Here is a 23,977-nt window from a genome sequence, read left to right on the forward strand (position 1 = left end):
GCAACCGTCCGGCAGGCGGCTGCCGGGAATGCCGCAGCACATGGCAAGGTTGTGCCGTGGGAGGACGATGACGTCCCGCCGTCCTTGAACGTCGAGCGCCAGCACAGGAGCATTCACCGTGTCGTTGCCACCTCTGGTCGAGCCCGCCCCGGAGCTCACCCGCGACGAGGTCAACCGCTACTCGCGGCACCTGATCATTCCCGACGTGGGCATGGCCGGGCAGAAGCGCCTCAAGAACGCCAAGGTCCTGGTCGTCGGCGCGGGCGGCCTCGGCTCCCCCGCCCTGCTCTACCTGGCCGCGGCCGGGGTGGGCACCCTCGGCGTCATCGACTTCGACGTCGTGGACGAGTCCAACCTGCAGCGGCAGATCATCCACCGGCAGACCTCGCTCGGCAAGCCGAAGGTCGAGTCGGCCGCCGACACCGTCCGCGACATCAACCCGCTGATCGACGTCGTGGTGCACGACACCGCGCTCGACCGCGACAACGTCATGGACATCTTCTCCGGCTACGACCTGATCGTGGACGGCACCGACAACTTCGCCACCCGCTACATGGTGAACGACGCCGCCGTCCTGCTCGGCAAGCCGTACGTGTGGGGCTCGATCTACCGGTTCGACGGCCAGGCGTCGGTGTTCTGGGCCGAGCACGGCCCCTGCTACCGCTGCCTCTACCCCGAGCCGCCGCCGCCCGGCATGGTGCCGTCCTGCGCCGAGGGCGGGGTGCTCGGCGTGCTGTGCGCGTCCATCGGCTCCATCCAGGTGAACGAGGCCATCAAGCTGCTGACCGGCATCGGCGAGCCGCTCGTCGGCCGGCTGATGGTCTACGACGCCCTGGAGATGACCTACCGCTCGGTCAGGGTCCGCAAGGACCCCGAGTGCCCGCTGTGCGGCAAGAACCCGACGCAGACCGAGCTGCTGGAGGACTACGAGGCCTTCTGCGGCGCGGTGTCCGACGAGGCCGCCGAGGCCGTCCGGGACTCCACGATCTCCGTGCACGACCTCAAGGCGATGCAGGACCGCGACGACGACATCTTCCTGGTGGACGTCCGCGAGCCCAACGAGTACGAGATCGTCGCGATCCCCGGCGCCACGCTCATCCCCAAGGGCGAGTTCCTGAACGGCTCCGCCCTGGAGCGCCTGCCGCAGGACAAGAAGATCGTCCTGCACTGCAAGTCGGGCGTCCGCTCCGCCGAGGCCCTCGCCGTCGTGAAGAACGCCGGGTTCGGCGACGCCGTCCACGTCGGCGGCGGCGTCCTGGCCTGGGTCAACCAGATCGACCCCGGCCTCCCGTCCTACTGACGCCGCCGGAAGGCCCCCGGACCCGCAGCGGGTCCGGGGGCCTTCCGCCTTCCGGGCCCGTCCGGGTTCCTGACGCCGCATACGTTCCTTCGGCCGAAGACCTCCCGATCCAGATCTTGACCGGGTGGCCGCGGCTATTTAGTTTGGTTCACGATCAAAACCCGGCGAAGGGACGCGACCGTGACACGACGGCGCAGGGCGCAAGGGAGATGGCGGGCCGCGGCGGCCGGGGCGGTGGGCGTGTCGCTCATCCTCGGCGTGCTGCCGGGAGGCGTCGCGTCGGCGGAGGCCGGGTCCCCCGGCCGTCCGGCCTTCGACGTCCGGCCCGCCCGCGACGCGATCGAGCGGCTGGTCGGGGCGCGGTACGCGGGCCAGGTGAGCCTGGCGACCCTGCCGGGGTCCGGGGGCCGGGACACCTTCCGGGTCTCGGCCCGGAACCGGCGGCCGCTCATCGCGGGCAGCAGCACTCCCGCGTTGCTGATGGGCTTCAACTGGTACCTCAAGCACGTGGCCAAGGCCGACATCTCCTGGACCGGGGACCAGCTGAACCTGCCGCGGCGGCTCCCCCCGCCCGCGCAGCCGATCGAGCGGTCGTCCGCCGTCAAGCACCGGTTCGCGGGGAACGACACCGAGGACGGGTACTCCGGGCCGTACCGGACGTTCCAGGACTGGGAGCGGCTCATCGACGTCTACGCCCTCCACGGCGTCAACGAGATGTTCATGCCGGTCGGCGCCGAGGCCGTGTACTACGAGACGTTGAAGTCGTTCGGCTACTCGGCCGACGAGTTGCGCGCGTGGATCCCGGGCGCGGGATACCAGCCGTGGTGGCTCCTCCAGAACATGTCCAACTTCACCTCGCCGGTCGGCGAGGACCAGATCAGTGCGCGCGCGGAACTGGGCCGCCGGATCGCCGACCGGATGCGGCGGCTGGGCATCACGCCGGTGCTCCCGGGCTACTTCGGTACCGTCCCGGCCGGTTTCGCGGCCCGCAACCCCGGCGCGGTGACCGTGCCGCAGGGCACCTGGGAGGGGATCGCCCGGCCCGACTGGCTGGCGCCGACGAACCCGGTGTTCGCCCAGGTCGCCGAACGGTTCTACGGAATCCAGGACCGGCTGCTCGGCCGTTCGACGATGTACAAGATGGACCTGCTGCACGAAGGCGGGAAGCCCGGCGCCGTCCCCGTGGGCCAGGCCTCCGCAGCCGTCCAGGACGCCCTGGACAGGGCGCACCCGGGGGCGACCTGGGTGATCCTCGGCTGGCAGGGCAACCCGCGCCCCGAGACCGTGGCCGCCGTCGACCGGAGCAGGATGCTCGTGGTGGACGGCCTGTCCGACCGGGCGCTGAAGGTCGACCGCGACGCCGACTGGAAGGGCGCCCCGTACGCCTTCGGTTCGATCTGGAACTTCGGCGGCAACTCCACCGTCGGCGCACCGATCAAGGCATGGAACGAGCGGTTCTGGGACTGGCGGGCACGGCGGGCGAGCGCGCTCGACGGTATCGCGATCATGCCGGAGGCGAGCTACAACAACCCGGTCGCCGTCGAGTTCCTCGCCGAACTGCCCTGGCATGACGGCCCGGTCGACCTCCACCGGTGGTTCGACGAGTACGCGGACGCCCGCTACGGGGGCGTCGACCCGCAGGCCCGCGCCGCCTGGCGGACGCTGGCCGACACCGCGTACGCGATCCCCCCGACCGGCGGCCGCTCGTCCGGGCACGGCGGGCTCTTCGCCGCGGAACCGAACCTGGCGACGACCAGGCCGCACCGGTGGGCGCAGGCCGCGTTCGCCTACGACCCGGCCGCCTTCGCCCGGGCCCTGCCGGCGCTGCTGGCCGTCCGCGAGCCGCTGCGCCGCGGCGACGCCTACCGCTACGACCTGCTCGAAGTGGCCCGCGCGGCGGCCGACGACCGGTCCCGGACCCTGCTGCCGCAGATCAACGCGGCCTACCAGTCCCGCGACCTCGCCGCGTTCTCCCGGCTGAGCGACGCCTGGACCGGCTACATCGAGGCACTCGACGACCTGGCCGGCACCGACCGCCACCACATGGTGGGCCCGTGGCTCCAGCGGGCGCGGCAGGCGGCCGCGAGCCCCCGGGAGGCGCCGCGGACGGAGTACGAGGCGCGCAAGCTGATCACCTCGTGGGGCGACCGCGACACCGACCTGCACGACTACGCCTACCGCGAGTGGTCCGGGGTGCTGCGCGACTACTACGCCCCGCGCTGGAAGCGGCTGTTCGACGGCCTGAAGACCGAACTGCGCACGGGCGCCGCCGCGCCGGACGTCGACTGGTACGCCATGGCGGAGGCATGGGCGAAGGACACCGGCGAGTACCGGACGAGGCCGGTCGGCGACACCTACGCCGAAGCGTCGCGAATGCTGCGGCGGCTGGCCGGCGACGACTACGACCTGCCGCTCTCGCTGCGTCCGCAGGGGTCGGTCTCCGGCTCCGCCGGGATGACCGCGTCCGTGACCAATGCCAACTACTTCGCTCCGATGAGCGGCCTGGCCTTCGACATCTCCACGCCCGCGGGCGTGGAGGCCCGCCCCGCGGCTCCGCGCACGGGGGAGATCGAACCCGGCGCCACCCTGGAGCAGTCGTGGACGCTGCATCGGACCGGCGACCTTCCGGACGGGACGACGCAGGTCACGGTGCAGGTCACGGTCGGGTTCGACCAGGCCGGCCGGCACGTGGTCCGCAAGGCGAGCGCCGTTCTGCCGGTGGCCGACGACGGCCGTGTCCAGCTCAGCGACCTGCCGTTCTCCTACTCGCGCAACCATGACGGCATCTACCCGGTGGCTCGCGACACCGTGACGCCCGGTACCCCCGAGGGGAACGGCAAACCCGTCCGCCTGGACGGGACGGCCTACAGCAAGGGCCTCGGAACCAACGCGAACGCCGACGTGCGCGTCGAACTGAACCGCGGCTGCGGGCGGTTCACGACGCTCGTCGGGATCGACGACGCGATGAACCACACGGCCGACGGCGACGTGGTCGTCCGGGTCTTCGGCGACGGCCGGCTGCTGCACGAGACCGGCGTGCTGCGCAGCGGGCTCGCCGCCTCCGGGGCGGAGGCGGTCCGCCTCGACGTCGACGTGACGGGTGTCCAGCAGCTCCGCCTCCAGGTCGACCAGTACGACGCCAACCGCTGGTTCGACGCCGTCTCGTTCGGCGTGCCGACGCTCGCCTGCACCTCGCCGCCCCAGACCCGGTGAGCCGCCCCCGGGCCCGTGACCGCGTGCGGACGGGCGGGCCCGGGGACACGGGAGATCCTTATACGCTCCAACTTCTGGAGGTGGCAGAAACGGCGCCGCGGCGGGCGCGCGGGGGAAGGCGGGAATGACCAGGTCCGTCCGGATCACCGAGAAGGCGACTCCCGCGGTCCTGCGCGAGCGCAACACCGAGCTCGTCCTGCAGAGCGTGCTGGCGGGAGGCGGCACGGTGTCCCGCGCCGACATCGCGCGGTCGACGGGCCTGGCCCGCGCCGTCGTGTCGCAGATCATGGAGGGGCTGGTGTCGCGGGGGCTGGTGGTCGAGGAGACCGCCAGGCCGAGCGGGCGGGGCAAGCCGGCCACGCTGCTCCGGATCGACACCGACCGGCACTGCCTGCTCATGGCCGATGTCCGCCCGACCGAGGTACTGGGCGGCGTCGTCGGGTTGGACGGCGCGATCGGCGCGACGGCCCGGACGGCGCTGCCCGCACGTCCGGGCGGCGCGGATGTGGTGGCCGCCCTTGTCCCGATGCTCACGGCGCTGGTCGGCGACGACCGGCGCGCGGTCCTGTCGGCCGGAGTCGCCGTCCCCGGCATCGTGTCCCCCGAGCAGCGCGTCGTCGAGGCGCTGCAACTGCGCTGGAGGGACGTCGACCTGGCCGGGCCGCTGGCGGCCGCCCTCGGTCACGAGGTCGTGCTCGTCAACGACGCGACCGCCGTGGGGATGTCGGAGCTGTCGGTGCAGAGCAGGGCGGGCGACAGCGTGATCGTGCTGCACGTCGCGGGCGGCATCGGCTCCGCGATCCTGCTCGACGGCCGCGTGCACCTGGGAGAACGGCAGCGCGCGGGCGAGGTCGGCCACATCGACGTGGGCGTCAGCGACCGCCGGTGCGAGTGCGGTCGGCGAGGATGCCTGGAGACGGTGGCGAGCCTGCCGGCCGTCCTCGCCGGGGCCGCCGTCGAGGATCTGGACGGCGTCTCCTCGCCCGGTGGCGCGCCCGCGACGTCGGACCTCGCGGCACTCGCGGCGCGGGTCGACCACGCCGGCAGGAGCCTCGCCGCCCTGCTCTGCGTCCAGACCGCGATCCTCGACATCGGGGACGTCGTGATCGACGGGCCGATCCGCCGGGCCGGCGAGCGCCTGCTCGACGCCATCGAGCGGGAACTGGCCGTGCGGCTGCCGCCGAGCGACGTCCGGCGTCCGCGCTTCTCCACGATGGCGGAGAACAGCATCATGCACGGCGCCGCGGCGACCGCCATGCACCACCGGCTCGGCGTCATCTGGCACATCGCCTGACGGGTCAGCCGTTGGCGGCACCGCCGCCGGGGGCCCTCATCCCTTGGGGGGCGCGTAGGTCAGGCCGAGCTCGGCGGTCACCTCGCGCAGCATCAGCTCGAACATGGGCGCGGCGTCGCTCAGGGCGAACTCCAGGTGGCCGAAGACCTCCAGGCTGACGCCGCCCTGGAGCCGGATCCAGCACTTGAGGAACTGCTGGATCACGCCGAGCGGCAGGGAGACGCCGAGGACGTCGTCGCGGTAGCGGCGCAGCTCCTCGCGCAGGCCGGGGTCGATCTCCTCGTCGGCCGGCACCGGGAACGGCTGCTTCTTCCACAGCTCCAGGAACAGGGACATGAACGTCCAGCCGAACTGGCGGGCGCACTCCTCGGCGAAGTCGGCCTCCTCCTGGTGCGCGGCGCCCCGCACGGGCGCGCCGAACAGCAGCGAGTACTCGCGGGGATGCGTCAGCGCCCAGAGGCGGAACTGGCGGGCCACCGTCATGAACTTGCCGCTCATGTCGCCCCGCGGCACGTCCTCCATGGCCGTGTGCAGGCCCCGGGTCAGCTCGGTGAACAGGTCGCCGACCAGGTGCCGCAGCAGCTCGCCGTGGCTGCCGAAGTAGCGGTAGAGCGCGGGGGCGGTCATGCCCATCTCGCGGGCGATGGCGCGCAGCGTCACCGCCTCGGGGCCCTCCTCCACGAGGATCCGCCGGGCGGTGTCGGTGATCTCCCTGACCGTCGCGGCCCGCAGACGATCACGACGCGATTCCACCTCGCCCCCTCTCTGCCGGGTGCCCGGCCGTGTCCGGCCGCCCTCGCATGATTCCTCAAAAACACCCTTGACGATAGCTAACGCCGTATGCGAAGTTAACGCTGTTCGCAGTTTACGGTGTTCACGAAAATTACTCAAGGTAACGGAGCTGGGGGAGAAGCGTCATGTTCGATCGATGGGGCAGGTGGGTCCACCGGCGCAGGCGGTGGGTCCTCGCCGCGGCCGGGGCCGCACTGGTGTTCGCCGCGGTGTGGGGCACGGGCGTCTTCGGCGCGCTGACCTCCTCCGGCGGCTTCGACACGCCGGGCAGCCAGAGCGCGGCGGCGCAGCGGATCGCCGAACGCGACCTCGGTCGGGGCGCGGCCGACGTCGTGGTCCTCTACGAGGGACGGGCGACGGTCGACGACCCGTCCTTCCGGGCGTCGGTGGAACGCGCCCTGGCCGCGCTGCCGCCGGACAAGGTCGCCAAGGCCAGCACCTTCTGGACGACCGGCGCACCGCAGTTCGTCAGCGACGACCGCAAGGCGACCTACGCCGTCCTCCAGCTCGCCGGCGCCGACGCGGCCGCCCGGGAGGACGCCTACAAGGCGGTCCAGGACGACCTCACCGAGGTCGGCGGCGGGCTCACCGCGAAGGTCGGCGGCGCGGTCGGCACCGAGGTCGCGATCAACGAGCGCGTCTCGTCCGACATCGGCCGCGCCGAGGGCATGGCCATGCCGGTCCTGCTGGTGCTGCTGGTGCTGATCTTCGGCGGGCTGGTGTCGGCGAGCCTGCCGCTGCTGATCGGCGGGCTGGCCGTCCTCGGCTCGTTCACCGCGCTGCACGCGCTGACCTACGTCACGGACGTGTCGATCTTCGCGGTCAACATCACCACGTTCCTCGGCCTCGGCCTCGCGATCGACTACGGGCTGTTCATGGTCAGCCGGTTCCGCGAGGAGATCGGCCGGGACGGCGCGTCCGCCGAGGACGCGCTGGCCGCCACGATGGCCACCGCCGGCCGCACCGTCGCGGTCTCCGGCGTCACGGTGGCCGTGTCGCTGTCCGGGCTGCTGCTGTTCGACCAGAACTTCCTGGTCTCCATGGGCTACGGCGGCATCGCCACCGTGCTGGTGTGCATGGCCGGGGCGCTGACCGTGCTGCCCGCGCTGATGGCCGTCCTCGGCCCGAAGGTGAACGCGCTGCCGATCCGGCGGCGCAGGGCCTCCGGCGGCCGGTTCGAGGGCTGGTGGGGACGGGTCGCGCGCAGCGTGATGCGCCGCCCGGTCGTCTACATGGTCGCGACCGTGGCACTGCTCCTCGCGCTCGGCGCGCCGCTCCTGCGCATCAACTGGGGCGGCGTGGACGCGAGGGTGCTGCCGGACGGCACCGACGCGCGGGTCGTCTCCGAGACGCTGGAGACCCGCTTCCCCCGCAACGCCACCAGCCCGATCGAGGCCGTCGTGACCGGGACGTCCGACCGGGCCGCCGTCCAGGCGTACGGGGACCGGCTGGACGCGCTGCCCGGCGTCACGGACGCGACGGTGACCGGCGCCGCGGGGACGACGACCCGCATCGCGCTGCGCTACGACGCCGACCCGAACTCCGGCGCCGCCCGCGACCTCGTCCAGCGCGTCCGGGACGTCCCGCCGCCGCCCGGCGCGCGCGCCCACGTCGGCGGCGAGACGGCCGACGTGGTCGACCAGCTCGCCAGCATCGGCGCGACCCTGCCCTGGCTGGCCGCGCTCGTCGGCGGCGCCACGTTCCTCCTGCTGTTCCTGGCGTTCGGGTCGGTGCTGCTCCCGCTGAAGGCGATCGTCATGAACATGCTGTCGCTGTCGGCCACGTTCGGCGCGGTCGTGCTGGTCTTCCAGGACGGCCACCTGTCCGGCCCGCTGGGCTTCACCGCGACCGGCGCCATCTCCCCCGCGATGCCGATCCTCATGCTGGCGATGCTGTTCGGGATCTCGATGGACTACGAGGTGTTCCTGCTGTCGCGGGTCCGCGAGCAGTACGACCTGACCGGCTCCAACACCGCGGCCGTCGCCTCCGGCGTGCAGCGCACCGGCGCCATCATCACCAGCGCGGCGCTGCTGTTCATCGTCGTGATCGGCGCGTTCGCCACGTCCGGCATCACGTTCATCAAGATGACCGGCGTCGGGATGGCGGTGGCGATCCTGCTGGACGCGACGGTCGTCCGGGCGCTGCTCGTGCCCGCCACGATGCGGCTGCTCGGCCGCGCGAACTGGTGGGCGCCCGGCCCGCTCGCCCGGTTCTACGGCCGGTACGGGATCCGGGAGGGCGACGCCCCGGCCCCGCCCCCGGCCCGGCTGGAGCCGGTGGGCTGACCGGCACCGTCCGGACCCGCCCCGGTGGCCGGCACCTCGAAGTGCCGGCCACCAATCCCCCCGAACCGCTTGTGGTCTCCTCCGCCCGGCGCAAGACTGAACGCCATTCCACCGGCTGCGCCCTCGCGTGACGCATCCCGCGACGGCCCCTGCCCGGCGGATCCCCGAACCCGTCCCGTGCCGGGACGTCTCCTGGAGGCGCCATGTCCGTGCTGATGATCAACGAGACCGAGACGGCGCTCGCGCACCTGGAGCGGCTGACCGACGCCCTGCGCTCCGCCGGCTGGGCCGTCGAGGTCGCCGCGCCCGCCGACCGCCGCCCGACCGCGCACATCGCCGACCCGCGCCTGCCGCGCGTCAACGAGAGCGTCATCGCGGTCCGGGAGCGTTCCGGCGACGGCTGGTCCTTCTGCTACGGCTGGGGCGAGCGGATCGCGCTGTGCGCCGACCCGTCCGCTGCTGCCGCCGCCGTCGGCCGGGTGCTCGCCGCCCGCCGCGACAACTGAACCGTCCGGCGCACCGCGCCGCCCTCCCGCCGATCGGGGGGATGCCGTTCTCCGCTCCGGGGGCATGCTCATGAGCCACCGAGCCCGGACGCCGCCGCCACGCCGCGGCGTCCGGCGCCCCGCCTCACGGAGAGGAAGCGTCATGCGAACGCCCGTCCGCGCTCCCGTCCTGCTCGCCGCGACCACGCTCGCGGCGTCCGGCGCCGCGCTGGTCGCGCCCGCCGCCCCGGCCCTCGCCCGTCCCGGGCCGCACGCGATCGTCGTCCGCGGTCCGGACAGCGTCCACGACCGGGCCTACCGGAACGCCGGGACCAGGGTCGTCGTCGTCCGCCGCCACCACAGGACCTGGGTCTCCCTGCGCGTGTGGGGGATGCCGCGCGAGGCCGCCGGACGGACGTTCGGCGCCCACGTCCACGTGAACCGCTGCGGGCCGAGGCCCGAGGACGCGGGGCCGCACCACCACGACCCCGACGCGCCGCCCGGGACGCCGATGCCCGAGATGGAGATCTGGCTCGACGTCGCCGTCGGGCCCGACGGGCGCGGGCACTCCCGCACCTCCGTGCCGTGGCGGGTCGCGGAGAGGGCCGCGGGATCGCTCGTCGTGCACGCCAAGCCCACCGACCCGAAGACCGGCGACGCGGGCGCGCGGCTGACCTGCACCACCGTCCCGTTCTGAGCCGCGGTCGCGGAACCCGAGCCGAACCTCGCCGCCGGCCGGCCCGGCGGCGAGGTCACGCCGACTTGCGGCCGCGGCTCTTCGCCGGCTCCTTCGTCGGCTCCTTCTTCGCGCTCGACTTGGACGCCGCCTTGCCCGCGGCGGGCTTCTTCGCCGCCGCCCCCTTGCCGGACGCCGCCTTCCCGCCCCTGTCGCCCCGGCTCTTCTTCGCCGCCTCGACGCTGGCGCGCAGCGCGCTGAGCAGGTCCGCGGCGGGCTCCTCCTCGCCCTCCTCGGCGGGCCGCGCCACCTCCCGCCCCTCGACCTTGGCGTCGATCACCGCCTGGAGCGCCTCCCGGTAGGCGTCCTTGTACTCGCCCGGGTCGAAGTCCCCCTCCATCGACTCGATCAGCGACGTCGCCATCGTCAGCTCCTGCTTGCGGACCTCGATGTCCTCCTCGAGGAAGGGGAACTCGGGCGCGCGGACCTCGTCCGGCCACAGCATCGTCTCCAGGACGAAGACGCCCTCGCGGACCCGCAGCGTCGCGAGCGACTCGCGCTGCCGCAGCGCCACCTTCACGATCGCGACCTGGCCGGAGCTCTCCAGCGCGTCCCGCAGCAGCACGTACGGCTTGGCGCCCTGCGCGTCGGGCTCCAGGTAGTAGGACTTCGCGAAGTAGATCGGGTCGACCTCCTCGCGCTCCACGAACTGCAGGACGTCGATCCGGCGGCTGGACGACAGCGGCAGGTCGGCGAAGTCCTCGTCGGTGAGGATGACCATCTCGCCGCTCGGCAGCTCGTAGCCCTTGGCGATGTCGGAGTACGGGACCTCCTCGCCGTCGACCGTGCACACCCGCTTGTACTTGATGCGCCCGCCGTCCTCCCGGTGCACCTGGTGGAAGGCGACGTCCCGCTGCTCGGTCGCCGAGTAGAGCTTCACCGGTATGGTCACCAGACCGAAGGAGACAGCGCCCTTCCAGATACTGCGCATGATCCGTCCTTACCCAGCGCGTTCCTGCCCCTAGCGTCGCAACGTCGTTCGATTTGCGCCAGAACGGCGTCGTGATCCTTTCCCCGTGCGGCGGGACGGGGTAAGACGGCGGTATGACCATGCCTTGGCCCGTCGAGCCGATGACGGCCTCCACCGGGGACCTCCCCTCCGACGGCGGGAAGTGGGGCCTGGAGTTGAAATGGGACGGGGTGCGCGTCCTGTCGCACGTCTCCGCCGACGGCGTCCGCGCCGCCGGGCGGCGCGGCGGGGAGGTGGCGGGCCGCTACCCCGAGCTGTCCGCACTCGCCGACCTGCTGCCCGACCACGACGTCGTGCTGGACGGCGAGGTCGTCGCCTTCCAGGAGGGACGTCCCAGCTTCGAACGCCTCCAGCGCCGCATGCACGTCCAGCGCCCCGACCCCCGGCTGATCCGCGAGGTGCCCGTCCGCTACGTGGTCTTCGACGTCCTCTTCCTGGACGGGCACGTGCTGTACGACGTCCCCTACGCCGACCGCCGCTCGGTGCTGGCGGAGCTCGACCTCGCCGGCACCGGCCCCGTGGAGGTCCCCCCGTACCTGCACGGCGGCGACCGGCTCCAGGTGGAGGAGCTCCTCGCCTTCACACGCGAGCAGCGGTTGGAGGGGCTGCTCGCCAAACGCCTCGACTCCCCCTACCGCCCGGGACGCCGCGTCGACTTCTGGCGCAAGGTGAAGAACTTCATGACGCGCGAGGTCGTCATCTGCGGCTGGAAGCCGGGGAAGGGCCGACGCGAGGGCGGCGTGGGTTCGCTGCTGCTGGGCGAGTACGACGTGAAGGGCCGGCTCGGTTTCGTCGGGCACGTCGGCACGGGATTCAGCGACCGCGTCCTGGACGAGCTGTACGAGACGCTGTGGCCGCTGCGCCGTCCGACGAGCCCCTACGACGAGCCCGTTCCGCGCGAGTTCGCCCGCGACGCCCAATGGGTCGAGCCCCGGCTCGTCGGGGAGGTCGCCTACAGCGCCCGGACCAGGGACGGCCGCCTCCGATTCCCGTCCTGGCGGGGCCTGCGTGACGACAAGGACCCCCTGGAGGTCACGAGTGAGCAGTAAGAGGACCGCCGTCGACGTGGACGGCCGTCAGCTCTCCCTCTCCAACCTCGACAAGAACCTGTACCCGGAGTTCACCAAGGGCGAGGTCATCGACTACTACGCCCGCGTCGCCCCGGTCATGCTCCCCCACCTGCGGGACCGCGCCGCGACCCGCATCCGCTGGCCCGACGGCGTCGACGGCGGCAAGTTCTTCGAGAAGAACGCCCCCTCCCACACCCCGGACTGGGTCCGCACGGCGACGATCCCCACCCCCGGCAGCTCCAAGGGCCGCGACACGCTCGACTTCGTCGTCGTCGACGACCTGCCCACGCTCGTGTGGTGCGCGAACCTCGCCGCGCTGGAGCTGCACGTCCCGCAGTGGAAGGTCGGGCCGCGCGGCAAGGTGCACACCCCTGACCTCGTGGTCTTCGACCTGGACCCGGGCCCGCCCGCCACGATCACGGAGGCGTGCCGGGTCGCCGCCCTGCTGCGCGACGTGCTCGCCGAGGACGGCCTGGACTCCTACCCGAAGACGAGCGGCAAGAAGGGACTGCACCTCTACGTCCCGATCGAGGAGCCGAAGGAGGCCGGGCGGACGTCGGAGTACGCCAGGGCGGCCGCGCGGCGCCTGGCCGAGGAGAATCCCGACCTGGTCGTCGCGAAGATGGAGCGGCGGCTGCGCCACGGCAAGATCTTCGTCGACTGGAGCCAGAACAACCCCGCCAAGACGACCGTCGCCCCCTACTCGCTGCGCGCCGCGGACCGCCCGTCGGTGTCGACCCCCATCACCTGGGACGAGCTGGAGTCGTGCGAGGGCGCCGCGGATCTCGCCTTCGGCCCCGAGGACGTCCTCGCCCGGGTCGACGAGCACGGCGACCTCCTGGAACCGCTCCTGAAGGACCACCGGCCGCTGCCCTGAGCGACTTCGGCGATCTCGCGTGCCCTATGTGTTCGAATCGGCACTCTCCGGGACCGCGTTCCGCCACCATGGTGCGTGGGGACATCACGGGTGGAAGGAAGAAACCGTTGTCGCACAACCATCACTACGACGCCGTGGTGCTGGGCGGGGGGACCGCGGGGGAGCTGGTCGCGACCGGCCTCGCCCGCGCGGGAAGGGACGTCGCGCTCGTCGAGAACCGCCTCGTCGGCGGGGAGTCGCCGTACTTCGCGTGCGTCCCGTCCAAGTCGCTGCTGCTGTCGGCGCGCCGCGGCGAGACCTGGGAGATGGCCCTCGCCCGCCGCGACGGGCTGGCCGGGAACCGGGGCGACGCCCCCTCCGTCGCGCGGATGGCCGAGGCCGGCGTGACCGTCCTGCGCGGCCGGGGGCAGGTGCTCGACCACGGCCGGATCGAGGTGGACGGCGCCGTGCACGGCTTCGGCGACCTCGTCGTCTGCACCGGCAGCGAGCCGGTCATCCCGCCCGTCGAGGGGCTGGCCGACGTGCCGCTGTGGACGAGCGCCGAGGCCCTGTCGGTCCCCGACCTGCCGCGCCGGCTGGTGATCCTCGGCGGCGGCCCGGTCGGCTGCGAGCTGGCGCAGGTGTACGCGGCGTTCGGGTCGCAGGTCGCGGTCGTCGAGGCGTCCGGGCGGCTGCTGACCGCGGAGGCCCCGTTCGCCGGCGAGGTCCTCGCGGACGCCCTGCGCCGGATGGGCGTCGACCTGCGGCTCGGCGCCGCCGTCGCCGACGCCGAGCGCAAGGACGTCGGGCTGCGGCTGTGGCTGACCGACGGCGGGACCCTCGACGCCGACCGCGTCCTCGTCGCCGCCGGGCGCCGGCCCCGCGTGGAGGGCCTCGGGCTGGAGAACCTCGGCATCGACATCACCCCCGGCCAGGGGATCCCCGTGGACGAGACGTGCCGCGTGCCGTCCGGCGCGGGCGGCGCGGGCGGCGTGTGGGCGGCCGGCGACGTCACGGGCGTCGCCCGCACCACGCACGCCGCCCGCTACCAGGCGCAGGTGGCGCTGTCGAACCTCCTCGGGCACCGGCGCGAGGCCGACTACCGCGCCATCCCCCGCGTGGTCTACACGACGCCCACCGTCTACTCGGTCGGGGTCTCCCCCAGGCAGGCGGAGGAACTCGGCATAGACCTGCTCACCGCCGGGTACGACCTCGCCGCAACGGCCCGGGCGGCGGTCGAGGCCGACGAGCGCGGCCGGGTGGAGCTGTACGCCGACCCCACCCGCGGACTGCTGGTCGGCGCCGCCGCCGCCGGACTGCACGCCGAGGAATGGATGAGCGAGATCGCGCTGGCCATCCGCGCGGAGACGCCGCTGAGCCTGCTCGCCGACGTCGTCCACGCGTTCCCGACCCACGGCGAGTCCGTGGAGGCGCCGCTGCGGGAGCTGGCCGGACGGCTGTGAACCCGAGGCGGCCGCGATCCTGGAGGAGGCCCTGATGAGCGAGACCGACGACCTGGAGCAGCCCGCCCCCGACGACGCGAACGAGGCGGACGCGGCCGAGCAGCGGGCCGTCCTCGGCGACGAGGAGCGCGCCGAGCGCGGCCCCATGCCGGACGAGGCGAACGAGGCCGACGCGGCCGAGCAGCGGCGGGAGGTCCGGCTGGACGAGGAGGACTACCGGTGAGGCGCGCCCGCCGGTGACCTGCCGTCGTTGGCGTCCGGCACAGGAAGGGATGTTGACAGAGGGATCGGAGCGGACCGCTTCCGGTTCCGGCGGGAATACACTGACCTGCGCGAAGGAACGACGGCGGGCGGTGCCCGTGACCAACGGAGTTACTCGCGCGTAGGATGATGAGATTGTTTCCCGGTGACGGACGACCCCCATCCGTCTCCACGATTCGGTGATCGGAGAGTGTGGTGACCGCGACCCCGGACGCCCGCCCCCGTGGCACGAGGCTGCCGCGACTGGCGCGCCGCAAGCAGCTGCTCGGCGCGGCCCAGGAGGTGTTCGTCGCGCAGGGGTACCACGCCGCGGCGATGGACGAGATCGCCGAGCGGGCGGGCGTCAGCAAGCCCGTCCTCTACCAGCACTTCCCGGGCAAGCTGGAGCTGTACCTGGCGCTGCTGGACGAGCACGCCGAGGCCCTGGTGAAGATCGTCCGCGAGGCGCTGGAGTCCACCACGGACAACAAGCTGCGCGTGCAGGCGAGCATGCAGGCCTTCTACGACTTCGTCGCGGGCGACGGCGAGGCCTACCGGCTGGTCTTCGAGTCCGACCTGCGCAACGTCGCGCCCGTCCGGGCCCGCGTCGACCGCGCCAACCAGCAGTGCGCCGAGATGATCGCGCAGGTCATCGCCGAGGACACCAACGCCCCCGCCGAGGAGGCGCACCTGCTCGGCATGGGCCTGGTCGGCATGGCCGAGGTCAGCGCCCGCTTCTGGCTCTCCCAGCACCGGGCGATCCCCAAGGACACCGCGGAGAAGATCATCGCGCGGCTGGCCTGGCGCGGCATCTCCGGCTTCCCGCGCACCGGCGACCAGGGCTGACACGCGCCGTCCGTCCCCGCGGCGGACAACGTTCACCCTCGGCACAACCGGCCGGCGGCGCGTCCGGCGATCTCCGTGCGACCATCGGAGGCGGGCCCGCCGGCCGTCGGCGGGGCGCACCCGACGACGGGAGGCATCGCGTGCAGGTTCGCATCGGGGTCCAGAACGTGGCCAAGGAACTGGTGGTCGACACCGACCAGACGGCCGACGAGGTGCAGGACGCGCTCGGGGCGGCGCTCGCCGACCCGCGCGGCGTGCTGGTGCTGAAGGACCGCCGCGCCGGACGGGTCGTCGTCCCCGGGGCCCGTGTGGGCTACCTGGAGATCGCCGAGGACGAGCAGCGCAGCGTGGGCTTCGGAACGCAGTACACCTGAGCCGCCGCGCGGCGCACCCGCGCCACGCCGCCCACCTGCGGTTTCACCTCCGCCGCGCGTGCCTTGACCTGATTTTTGTTTCAACCCGGCAGGAGGGGCATACCGATCACCGACCTCGGGCGAACGGCCCAGGGAAGGGAACGGTTGATCGACATGCTCACCACGATCCTTTGGTTCATCGTCGTCGGTGCCGTCATCGGTGCACTCGCGCGGCTGGTCGTGCCGGGCCGCAACCCGATCGGCATCCTGCTCACGGTCCTCGTCGGCATCGCCGGCGCGATCCTCGGCGGCGTCGTCGCGGACGCCCTGGGGGCCGGCATGCTCGTCGCCTTCGTGTTCGCGGTGGTGATCGCCGCGCTGGGCGTGGCGGCGCTCACCACGATGAACACGCGCGGTCGCGGCCGCGGCCACGGCTGGAGCGGCCGCCGCCGGAGCTACTGACCTCCGGCGCCACCCCGCCGCAGGCCCCCGCCTTCCGAGGCGGGGGCCTGCGGCGCTGCGAGGTGTCCGGATGTGGCCGTCGCCGACCGCCCTCGACCGGCCCGCAAGCCCCTCGCCACCGGCGTCCCCAACGCCTGGCGGGCTCGAAGCGGAATAGATGAAACCATGGGAACGTTGGGTCGAGTGACCGGCTATTGGTGTAGGCAATCAACGGTCGGTACACTGCGTCGCGGAGTGTGACCGCACGCAGCCACAGTGAGTGACTGCTTTCAACCCCTGACTGCGGTCGCCGAAAGATTTGAGCAACGGCTGGTCCCTCCCGCGCGAGCGCGCGGCCACAGGAACGGCGGACACGCCGGTTCGGCGGTGTCACGCCGGCGAGCCGCGCCGCACCCGGGAGTCGGAGACCCCGCATATTGGAGGCTGAAAGCCCTGACTACCTTTCGTGAACTCGGGGTCGTACCCGAGATAGCAGACGCCCTCGAAGCCGAAGGCATCGTGGATGCGTTCCCCATCCAGGAGCTCGCCCTGCCGATCGCGCTGGGCGGGCACGACATCATCGGCCAGGCCCGCACGGGCACCGGCAAGACCCTCGCGTTCGGCGCGGCGCTGCTTCAGCGCATCGAGCACGGCGGCCGCGAGCCGCGCGCGCTCGTCGTCGCGCCGACCCGCGAGCTGGCCCTCCAGGTGACCGACGACCTGCTCGTCGCCGGCGGCAAGCTCGGCACCCGCGTCCTGTCGGTGTACGGCGGGCGCGCCTACGAGCCGCAGATCGAGGCGCTGCGCGAGGGGGTCGACGTCGTCGTCGGCACGCCCGGCCGGCTCCTCGACCTCGTCAAGCAGAAGTACCTCGACCTGTCCAAGATCGGCGTGCTGGTGCTGGACGAGGCGGACCGCATGCTCGACCTCGGCTTCCTGCCGGACATCGAGCGGATCATCGACCGGATCCCGGCGCGGCGGCAGACCATGCTGTTCTCGGCGACGATGCCGGGCGAGATCGCCGCGCTGTCGCGCCGGTACCTGACCCGCCCGACCAACGTCCGGGCCGAGTCGCACACCGAGTCGGACGCGACGCCGCAGGTCGTCCAGCACGTCTTCCAGGCCCACCAGATGGACAAGCCGGAGATGCTGGCCCGTCTGCTGCAGGCCGAGGGCCGCGGGCTGACCATGGTCTTCTGCCAGACGAAGCGGGCGTGCGACCGGGTGGCCGCCGACCTCGCGCAGCGCGGCTTCGACGCCGCCGCCGTGCACGGGGACCTCGGGCAGAGCCAGCGCGAGCGGGCACTGCGCGCGTTCCGCAACGGCAAGATCGGCGTGCTGGTGGCCACCGACGTGGCGGCCCGCGGGCTCGACGTCGACGACGTCACCCACGTGGTCAACTACGAGTGCCCCGACAGCGCCGACACCTACGTGCACCGCATCGGCCGGACCGGCCGCGCGGGCAAGGAGGGCGTCGCCGTCACGCTCGTCGACTGGTCCGACCTCAGCCGGTGGAAGCTGATCAACGGCACGCTCGACCTGCCGTTCGCCGCCCCGGAGGAGACCTACTCCACGTCCCCGCACTTCTTCGAGACGCTCGGCATTCCCGCGGGCACGAAGGGGACGCTGCCCACCGACAAGCGCAACGGCCGCGCCGGGCTGGACGCCGAGGAGCTGGAGGACATCGGCGAGACGGGCAAGGTCCGCAGCCACGACCGCGGCCGCGACCGCGACCGCGACCGCGATCAGGACCGCGAGCGTCCCCGGCCGCGCCGCCGCAAGCGCGACCGCACGCGCACGCGGGCGGGCAAGCCGGTCGAGGCAGGCGCGTCCGAGACCGAGAAGACGGACGGCAACGTCGTCGACGCGGTCGCCACCGAACGCAAGCGCAGCCGCAACCGGCGGCGCACCCGCGCCGGCAAGCCGGCCGCGACCGGGGGCGGCGCCGCGGAGGCGTCGCAGACCGCCTGACCGGCGGCGGAACATCCGACCGCGAGGCTCCTCTCAGCCCCGCGGTCGCGTTCCGTCCGGGCCTCCACCCTCGCGCAGCCTGAGGGCGAGGCCCGGATGGTCGGTGACGAGGACGGCGACGCGCGGGTCGTTCAGGAACCGGCGCATGACGGGCTCGGCGTTGACCGTCCAGATCATGGCGGGGATCCCGGCGCGCCCGCACTGGCGCAGCACACCGACGCGGGCGAGCCGGTGGTTGAGCGCGACCATGTCGGCGCCCGCCCGCCGGATCAGCCGCAGCGGCGCGAAGTCGTGGGCGGCTCCCCGCTCCCACAGGTTGCGGCCGACCGACAGTGCCGTCCGCACCCCCGGGAAGCTCTTCTTGATCTCCACGAGGGACGTGATCTCGCGGGTCGTCACCACGAAGTTCCCGGTGCCGAACGCCTCCACGGCCAGCGCCACGGTCTCGTGCTCGCAGCCGCGCTCCTTGAGGTCCAGGTGCCCCTGCGCCCGGCCCGCGATGATCTTCATGGCGTCGCCGGCGAGCGGGACGGGCCGCACCGCGAGCTCCTGCACCCGCTCGTAGGGGAGCCGGTTCAGCCGGAGCCCGGCGATCTCGGGGTCGTGGTGGACGACGAGCCGGCCGTCGCCCGTCCGCCTGATGTCGATCTCGACGTACTCGGCGCCCGACGCGACCGCGTCGCCGAGGCCCGTGAGCCCCGCCTCGTCGCGGCGGTGGGCGGATACGGCAGGCAGGGCGACCACGCTGGCGACGCTACCACCGAAGATTTCCAACCGAAGCCCGCGGGCCCCCATTGACTAAGGTTTCCACCGTGAGTACGCCCCGGTTCGTGAGTCTGCCCCCCGGTGTTCGCCGGACGACCGTCGAGACCCCCCGCGGCCCCTTCGCCGCGCTGGAGGCCCTTCCGGGATCGGGCGTGCCCGACCGCTGTCCCGCCCTCCTCGTCCCCGGCCTCACCGGCAGCAAGGAGGACTTCCTCGCCGTCCTGACGACCCTGGCCGCGTCCGGGCGCCGCGTCGTCGCGGTCGACATGCGCGGGCAGTACGAGTCCCTGGGCCCCGACGACGAGAGCGCCTACACCCGCGCGGCCCTCGGCGCCGACATCGCGGCCCTCCTGTCGGCGCTGGGCCCGGGTCCCGTCCACCTGGTCGGCCACTCGTTCGGCGGCCTGGTGTGCCGCGAGGCCGTCCTCGCGGGCGCCCGCCCCGCGTCCTTCACGGTGATGAGCTCGGGTCCGGGCGCCGTCGCCGGTCAGGCCGCCGCCAAGGCCCGCGCCCTCCGCGACGCCATCCCCGAACTCGGCATGGCGCAGATCTGGGAGCTCAGCCTCGAACCCGACTACCTCGGACGGGGCGTCCAGCGCGAGATCGTCGCCTTCCTCAGGGCCCGCACCCTCGGCAACTCCGAGAAGGGGCTGGCGTGCATGGCGGGCGAGATCCTCACCGCCCCCGACCGCGTCGACGAGCTGGCCAAGCACTGCGCCGACACCGGCCTGCGCGTCCTCGTCCTCTACGGCGAGGACGACGACGCCTGGGACCCCCGCGCCCAGGCCGCCATGGCCGAGCGCCTGAACGCGCCCAAGGTCGTCATCCCCGGCGCGGCCCACTCCCCCGCGTGGGACGCCCCCGAGACCACCGCCGCCGCCCTCCTCGCCCTCTGGGCCGACACCGAACGCACCCTCAAGTAGCCGCGAGAGGAGACCCGCGGACGCCCGGCGCCGGGTCAGGCGGACGCGAAGTAGTGGCCCTCGTCCAGGTCCTCGATGAGCCCGGGGCGGGTCGGCCGCCATCCCAGCAGTTCCCGGGTCAGCGCGCTCGACGCCGGGGCGTCGGCGCCGGCGGGCCCGGCGAGCCAGCCGAAGTGCCCGGGGGCGTCCCCGGGGTCGACGGAGGCCGCCGGGACGCCGAGACCGCGGCCGATCACCTCGGCGACGGCGCGGAGCGGCACCCCCTCGTCGGCGTTCGCGTGCAGGACCGATCCGGCCGGCGCCTTCTCCAGCGCGAGCCGGAACAGGTGCGCGGCGTCCAGCACGTGCCCGGCGGGCCAGCGCTGGGACCCGTCCCCGACGTAGCCGGAGACGCCCCGGTCGCGGGCGACGCCGACCATGCTCGCGACGAAGCCCCGGTCGCCCTCACCGTGCACGGTCGGGGGCAGCCGGACGACGGACGACCGCACCCCGCGCGAGGCGAGCGAGAGCGCCAGCCGGGCGGTGTCGTGCCGCGTGCCCGGCCCGGGCTCCGGGGGACGGGCCCGTCCCGTCCCGCTCGGTCGCCAGGCGTCCCGGCGCGAGGCCGAGAAGGCCGGAGGCGAGGACGAACGGCCGGTCGGAGCCGGCGAGCGCGTCGCCGAACGCCTCGACGGCGCGCCGGTCCGCGTCGGTGGCGTCCTGGAACCCGCCCGAGAACGCGATGTCGTGCTTGAAGGCCAGGTGGACGACGCCGTCGGAGGCCGCGGCGGCGTCGCCGAGGACGTCGAGGTCGTCCAGGGCGCCGCGGCGCACCCCGGCGCCGGCCGCGGTGAGGGCGGCGGCCGAGGCGTCCGACCGGGCGAGTCCGGTGACGCGGTGCCCCGCCGCGAGGAGTTCGGGGACGAGGGCCGAGCCGATCCAGCCGGACGCCCCGGTGACGAAGACGTGCATGGAACCTCCGATGAGCCGCCGGGCACGGTCGCGCCCAGCGATGTCAGTCACTGTCATCACCATACACCCGCGATGTCAGTGACTGTCATCGACTAGGATTCCGGCCATGGGGCGATGGGAGCCGAACGCGCGGGGCCGGCTCGAACGGGCGGCACTGGACCTCTACGGCGAGCACGGCTACGACAGGACCACGGTCGCGGAGATCGCCCGCCGGGCCGGCCTCACCGAGCGCACGTTCTTCCGCCACTTCGCCGACAAGCGCGAGGTCCTGTTCGCGGGCTCGGCGCTCCTCCAGGACCTGCTCACGGGCGCGGTCGCCGACGCCCCGGCGACCGCGATGCCGATCGACGCGACGGCCGGGGCCCTGGAGGCCGTCGCCGCCGTCTTCGAGGGACGCCACGACCACGCCCGCCGCCGCCAGGCCGTCATCGACGCGAACGCGGAACTGCGCGAACGCGAGCTGGTCAAGCTCGCCGCCCTGGCGGCGGCGCTCGCCGCGGCCCTGCGCCGCCGGGGCGTCCCCGACCCGGCCGCCGCCCTCGCCTCCGAGGCCGGCATCGCCGTCTTCAAGGTCGCCTTCGAACGCTGGCTCGGCGACGACCGCCACGACCTCCCCCACCACATCCGCGAGTCCCTGGACGAACTCAGGACCGTCACCGCGGGCGGCTGACGGGCCCGGTCAGTCGAGGCAGAACTCGTTGCCCTCGGGGTCGGCCATCACGATGTGACCCGCGCCGAGCGGGGGCGTCGGGTCGTGGCGCCGGAGGCGGGCGGCGCCGCGGGAGACGAGGCGGTCGGCCTCGGCCTCCAAGGCCGCCATCCGCGCGTCTCCGTCGAGGCCCGGCGCGGCCCGGACGTCGAGGTGCACGCGGTTCTTGGCCCGCTTGCCCTCCGGGACGCGCTGGAAGAACAGCCGGGGGCCGGAGCCGCCGGGATCGACCACCGCCGAGGCGTCGTTGCGCCTCTCCGGCGGGACGCCCATCGCGTCCAGGGCCTCGTCCCACGACGCGAAGCCGCCGGGCGGGTCCTGCAGACGGTAGCCGAGCGCCTCGGCCCAGAAGGCCGCCAGCGCGGCGGGGTCGGCGCAGTCGAAAGTGATCTGGATGTCGCGGGCCATGTCAGCTCGCCTTCCGGTGAGTGTGCGGACAGAGGTCGCGGAGCAGGCACACCTCGGACAGGTGGTGGATCAGCTCGATCCCGGCCGGCCACGTCGCGTACTCCGCGTCGAGCCGGGCCGGCGCCTCGTCCGCCGTCCCGGCGTACTCGAACGCCTGGTAGTCGGTGCGCGGGCGCCCGAAGTGCGCGGGGACGCAGCCGGTTGTCCCAGTGCCAGGCGATCTGGTCCCGGAGCAGCGGATTCCAGGTCTCGGTCATGGGGCCAGTGTCATCGCAATAGCGGACAGCTCCGTTCCGCGTTTGATGGGACGATGGGCACATGAGCGTCGAGGGGACGACCGAGCGGGTGCTGCGGTTGCTGGAGCTGCTCCAGCGGCGGCCGTCCTGGACCGCCGCCGGCCTCGCCGCCGAACTGGGCGTCACCGACCGCTCGGTGCGGCGGGACGTGGAGCGGCTGCGCGCGCTCGGATACCCGGTGCGGGCGACGGCGGGCGTGGGCGGCGGCTACCGGCTCGGCGCGGGCACCCGGCTGCCGCCGCTGCTCCTCGACGACGAGGAGGCGATCGCGACGGCGGTGTCCCTGCGGATGGCGTCCGGCGGAACGGTCGCGGGTGCGGGCGAGGCGGCGCTGCGGGCGCTGGCGAAGCTCGACCAGGTCATGCCGCCCCGGCTGCGCGCCGAGGTGCGGGCGGTGCACGGCGCCACCGAGACCCTCGTCGACCCGGGCGTCCAGATCGACCCGGAGCTGCTGGTGACGCTCGCGCGGGCCTGCCGCGACGCCGTGCGGGTCCGGTTCCGCTACCCCGGCCGGGAAGGCGGGGAGCACGAGCGCACGGTCGAGCCGGTGCGGATGGTCGCCACGGGACGCCGCTGGTACCTGATGGCGTGGGACAGCGGCCGCGACGGCTGGCGGACCTTCCGGCTGGACCGGATGCGCGAGACGGTCGCGACGACCTGGCGGTTCCGGCCGAGGGAGCATCCGGACCCGGTCGCCCACGTGCAGCGGGCCGTGACCGAGGCGCCGTACCGGCATCTCGCGCGGATCCGCGTGCACGCCGCGCCCGACAGGGTGCGGCAGCTGGTCCCGCCCCAGGTGGGGCGGGTCGAGGACGACGGCGACGGCTGGTGCGTGCTCGTCGTCGGCGGCGCCGACCTGGACGTGCTCGCCGTGCACGTGGCCCGGCTGGGCTTCGAGACGGACGTCCTGGAGCCCCCCGAGCTGCGCGAGGCCGCCGCCCGGCTCGCCCGCCGCCTGTCCGCCCTGGCCGGTTAGGGCGTCGGCTGGAGCTGGACGAGGATCATCCAGTTGCTGTCGTCGCGCTCGTAGGCGGCGCGCACGCGGTAGCGCCCCGGCGTGAGGTCGATGTTCAGGTGGTTGCCGGGTTCGGGGGTCGCGCCGGGCCAGGCGGAGTCGAAGAGGACGACGGCGCCGTCCACGTCCCAGCTGAGCTCCTCCACCCACTCGACGCCGCGAACGGCCTTCCTGGCCGCCCGCACGAGTTCGGTCTCGGAGTCCGCCGCCGCCCAGCGCAGGAAGAGCCGCTCGTCCGGCAGGTAGGTCGTCGTGGCGGGCTCGTCGCCGAGGACGAGGCCCTGACCGCCCCCGATCCCGACCAGCCCGATGTAGCTGTCGATCGCGCAGGCGCGCCCGTAGTCGCCCCACGTCTCCGCGGGCCCCTCGTCGTCGGTGACGCCCTCCCACAACCCCATCTGCGACGCGGGCGCGGCCAGCAGCGGGCCCCCAGCGGACTCGACCCAGTCCATCGGCACACCCTCTCGTTGGCAGACCCGACACCGTACAACCCGCCCCCGACATCTTCCCCCTGACATGGGGATATGTAACGATTGAAGTGGAGTTGTGACGGTGTGGCGGGACGAAACGGCCGGACGGGGCGCCGCCGCCGAGC

The 23,977-nt window shown here is 73.4% G+C and carries 24 protein-coding genes; 17 read left to right on the forward strand and 7 right to left on the reverse strand.

Annotation, left to right across the window (positions count from 1 at the left end):
* The first annotated feature begins 118 nt into the window (after positions 1–118).
* From moeZ to ACQEU6_RS19730, 3 genes are all read left to right on the forward strand, one after another.
* Positions 119–1,300 carry an adenylyltransferase/sulfurtransferase MoeZ gene (gene moeZ / locus ACQEU6_RS19720; protein ID WP_499333852.1) on the forward strand — a complete coding sequence of 394 codons (1,182 nt, stop codon included), beginning with the start codon at positions 119–121 and terminating at the stop codon, positions 1,298–1,300.
* A gap of 180 nt (positions 1,301–1,480) precedes the next feature.
* The gene (locus tag ACQEU6_RS19725; RefSeq protein ID WP_499333854.1) at positions 1,481–4,513 is read left to right on the forward strand and encodes an alpha-N-acetylglucosaminidase TIM-barrel domain-containing protein; all 3,033 of its coding nucleotides are present in this window, start codon (positions 1,481–1,483) and stop codon (positions 4,511–4,513) included.
* A gap of 124 nt (positions 4,514–4,637) precedes the next feature.
* Positions 4,638–5,807 (forward strand): ROK family transcriptional regulator, encoded by a 1,170-nt coding sequence (locus tag ACQEU6_RS19730; protein ID WP_499333856.1) that lies wholly within the window; start codon positions 4,638–4,640, stop codon positions 5,805–5,807.
* 36 nt (positions 5,808–5,843) lie between these two features.
* Here ACQEU6_RS19730 and ACQEU6_RS19735 read toward each other — a convergent pair whose 3' ends face one another.
* Positions 5,844–6,560 (reverse strand): TetR/AcrR family transcriptional regulator, encoded by a 717-nt coding sequence (locus ACQEU6_RS19735; protein WP_499333858.1) that lies wholly within the window; start codon positions 6,558–6,560, stop codon positions 5,844–5,846.
* A gap of 164 nt (positions 6,561–6,724) precedes the next feature.
* On the opposite strand from ACQEU6_RS19735, the gene ACQEU6_RS19740 reads away from it, so the two are divergent.
* The 3 genes from ACQEU6_RS19740 to ACQEU6_RS19750 all read left to right on the forward strand — a co-directional run bounded on the left by ACQEU6_RS19740 (position 6,725) and on the right by ACQEU6_RS19750 (position 10,066).
* Entirely contained in the window at positions 6,725–8,884 is a 2,160-nt protein-coding gene (locus ACQEU6_RS19740; RefSeq protein WP_499333860.1) for an MMPL family transporter, read from the forward strand.
* Between the two features lie 203 nt (positions 8,885–9,087).
* Entirely contained in the window at positions 9,088–9,390 is a 303-nt protein-coding gene (locus ACQEU6_RS19745) for a hypothetical protein (protein WP_499333862.1), read from the forward strand.
* Positions 9,391–9,532: 142 nt separating this feature from the next.
* Positions 9,533–10,066, forward strand: a complete 534-nt coding sequence (locus tag ACQEU6_RS19750) for a hypothetical protein (RefSeq protein ID WP_499333863.1) — start codon at positions 9,533–9,535, stop codon at positions 10,064–10,066.
* Positions 10,067–10,121: 55 nt separating this feature from the next.
* On the opposite strand, the gene ku is transcribed toward ACQEU6_RS19750, so the two are convergent.
* Positions 10,122–11,036, reverse strand: a complete 915-nt coding sequence (gene ku, locus ACQEU6_RS19755; protein ID WP_499333865.1) for a non-homologous end joining protein Ku — start codon at positions 11,034–11,036, stop codon at positions 10,122–10,124.
* A gap of 113 nt (positions 11,037–11,149) precedes the next feature.
* Here ku and ligD (ACQEU6_RS19760) point away from each other — a divergent pair, with 113 nt between their 5' ends.
* The 8 genes from ligD (ACQEU6_RS19760) to ACQEU6_RS19795 all read left to right on the forward strand — a co-directional run bounded on the left by ligD (ACQEU6_RS19760) (position 11,150) and on the right by ACQEU6_RS19795 (position 18,315).
* Entirely contained in the window at positions 11,150–12,124 is a 975-nt protein-coding gene (ligD, locus tag ACQEU6_RS19760; RefSeq protein ID WP_499333867.1) for a non-homologous end-joining DNA ligase, read from the forward strand.
* Positions 12,114–13,022, forward strand: coding sequence for a non-homologous end-joining DNA ligase (gene ligD, locus ACQEU6_RS19765; protein ID WP_499333869.1), 909 nt, complete (start codon positions 12,114–12,116; stop codon positions 13,020–13,022). Before ligD (ACQEU6_RS19760) ends, ligD (ACQEU6_RS19765) begins: the two co-directional genes overlap by 11 nt.
* Positions 13,023–13,129: 107 nt before the next feature.
* Positions 13,130–14,464: a dihydrolipoyl dehydrogenase family protein gene (locus ACQEU6_RS19770; RefSeq protein WP_499333870.1), complete on the forward strand. Its 1,335-nt coding sequence runs from the start codon at positions 13,130–13,132 to the stop codon at positions 14,462–14,464.
* A 34-nt stretch (positions 14,465–14,498) separates the two neighbouring features.
* Complete coding sequence (locus tag ACQEU6_RS19775) at positions 14,499–14,687, forward strand: hypothetical protein (protein WP_499333871.1); 189 nt, start codon at positions 14,499–14,501, stop codon at positions 14,685–14,687.
* Positions 14,688–14,920: 233 nt separating this feature from the next.
* A complete protein-coding gene (locus tag ACQEU6_RS19780) occupies positions 14,921–15,550 on the forward strand; it encodes a TetR/AcrR family transcriptional regulator (protein WP_499333872.1) in 630 nt (209 codons plus the stop codon).
* 140 nt (positions 15,551–15,690) lie between these two features.
* A complete protein-coding gene (locus tag ACQEU6_RS19785) occupies positions 15,691–15,924 on the forward strand; it encodes a DUF3107 family protein (RefSeq protein ID WP_258941408.1) in 234 nt (77 codons plus the stop codon).
* A 153-nt stretch (positions 15,925–16,077) separates the two neighbouring features.
* A complete protein-coding gene (locus tag ACQEU6_RS19790; protein ID WP_499340265.1) occupies positions 16,078–16,365 on the forward strand; it encodes a GlsB/YeaQ/YmgE family stress response membrane protein in 288 nt (95 codons plus the stop codon).
* Positions 16,366–16,863: 498 nt separating this feature from the next.
* Entirely contained in the window at positions 16,864–18,315 is a 1,452-nt protein-coding gene (locus ACQEU6_RS19795) for a DEAD/DEAH box helicase (RefSeq protein WP_499333873.1), read from the forward strand.
* 33 nt (positions 18,316–18,348) lie between these two features.
* On the opposite strand, the gene ACQEU6_RS19800 is transcribed toward ACQEU6_RS19795, so the two are convergent.
* On the reverse strand, positions 18,349–19,059 hold the full coding sequence (locus ACQEU6_RS19800; RefSeq protein WP_499333875.1) for a glycerophosphodiester phosphodiesterase: 711 nt from the start codon (positions 19,057–19,059) through the stop codon (positions 18,349–18,351).
* A gap of 68 nt (positions 19,060–19,127) precedes the next feature.
* Here ACQEU6_RS19800 and ACQEU6_RS19805 point away from each other — a divergent pair, with 68 nt between their 5' ends.
* Positions 19,128–20,003, forward strand: coding sequence for an alpha/beta fold hydrolase (locus ACQEU6_RS19805; RefSeq protein ID WP_499333876.1), 876 nt, complete (start codon positions 19,128–19,130; stop codon positions 20,001–20,003).
* A gap of 35 nt (positions 20,004–20,038) precedes the next feature.
* Here ACQEU6_RS19805 and ACQEU6_RS19810 read toward each other — a convergent pair whose 3' ends face one another.
* Together ACQEU6_RS19810 and ACQEU6_RS19815 are read right to left on the reverse strand one after the other, a co-directional pair.
* Positions 20,039–20,491, reverse strand: a complete 453-nt coding sequence (locus tag ACQEU6_RS19810; protein WP_499333877.1) for a Rossmann-fold NAD(P)-binding domain-containing protein — start codon at positions 20,489–20,491, stop codon at positions 20,039–20,041.
* Positions 20,448–21,005 carry an NAD-dependent epimerase/dehydratase family protein gene (locus tag ACQEU6_RS19815; protein ID WP_499333879.1) on the reverse strand — a complete coding sequence of 186 codons (558 nt, stop codon included), beginning with the start codon at positions 21,003–21,005 and terminating at the stop codon, positions 20,448–20,450. Before ACQEU6_RS19815 ends, ACQEU6_RS19810 begins: the two co-directional genes overlap by 44 nt.
* Before the next feature lie 55 nt (positions 21,006–21,060).
* Between ACQEU6_RS19815 and ACQEU6_RS19820 the strand changes: the two genes are divergently transcribed.
* Complete coding sequence (locus tag ACQEU6_RS19820) at positions 21,061–21,624, forward strand: TetR/AcrR family transcriptional regulator (protein WP_499333880.1); 564 nt, start codon at positions 21,061–21,063, stop codon at positions 21,622–21,624.
* Positions 21,625–21,633: 9 nt separating this feature from the next.
* On the opposite strand, the gene ACQEU6_RS19825 is transcribed toward ACQEU6_RS19820, so the two are convergent.
* On the reverse strand, positions 21,634–22,071 hold the full coding sequence (locus tag ACQEU6_RS19825) for a VOC family protein (RefSeq protein WP_499333881.1): 438 nt from the start codon (positions 22,069–22,071) through the stop codon (positions 21,634–21,636).
* Positions 22,072–22,389: 318 nt separating this feature from the next.
* Between ACQEU6_RS19825 and ACQEU6_RS19830 the strand changes: the two genes are divergently transcribed.
* Positions 22,390–23,343: a helix-turn-helix transcriptional regulator gene (locus ACQEU6_RS19830; RefSeq protein ID WP_499333882.1), complete on the forward strand. Its 954-nt coding sequence runs from the start codon at positions 22,390–22,392 to the stop codon at positions 23,341–23,343.
* Here the strand turns inward: ACQEU6_RS19830 and ACQEU6_RS19835 are convergent.
* The gene (locus tag ACQEU6_RS19835; RefSeq protein WP_499333884.1) at positions 23,340–23,834 is read right to left on the reverse strand and encodes an Imm21 family immunity protein; all 495 of its coding nucleotides are present in this window, start codon (positions 23,832–23,834) and stop codon (positions 23,340–23,342) included. The two genes, ACQEU6_RS19830 and ACQEU6_RS19835, sit on opposite strands and share 4 nt — an antisense overlap.
* Positions 23,835–23,977: the final 143 nt, after the last annotated feature.

Source organism: Spirillospora sp. CA-108201 (assembly GCF_050936235.1).
Taxonomy (GTDB): Bacteria; Actinomycetota; Actinomycetes; order Streptosporangiales; family Streptosporangiaceae; genus Spirillospora.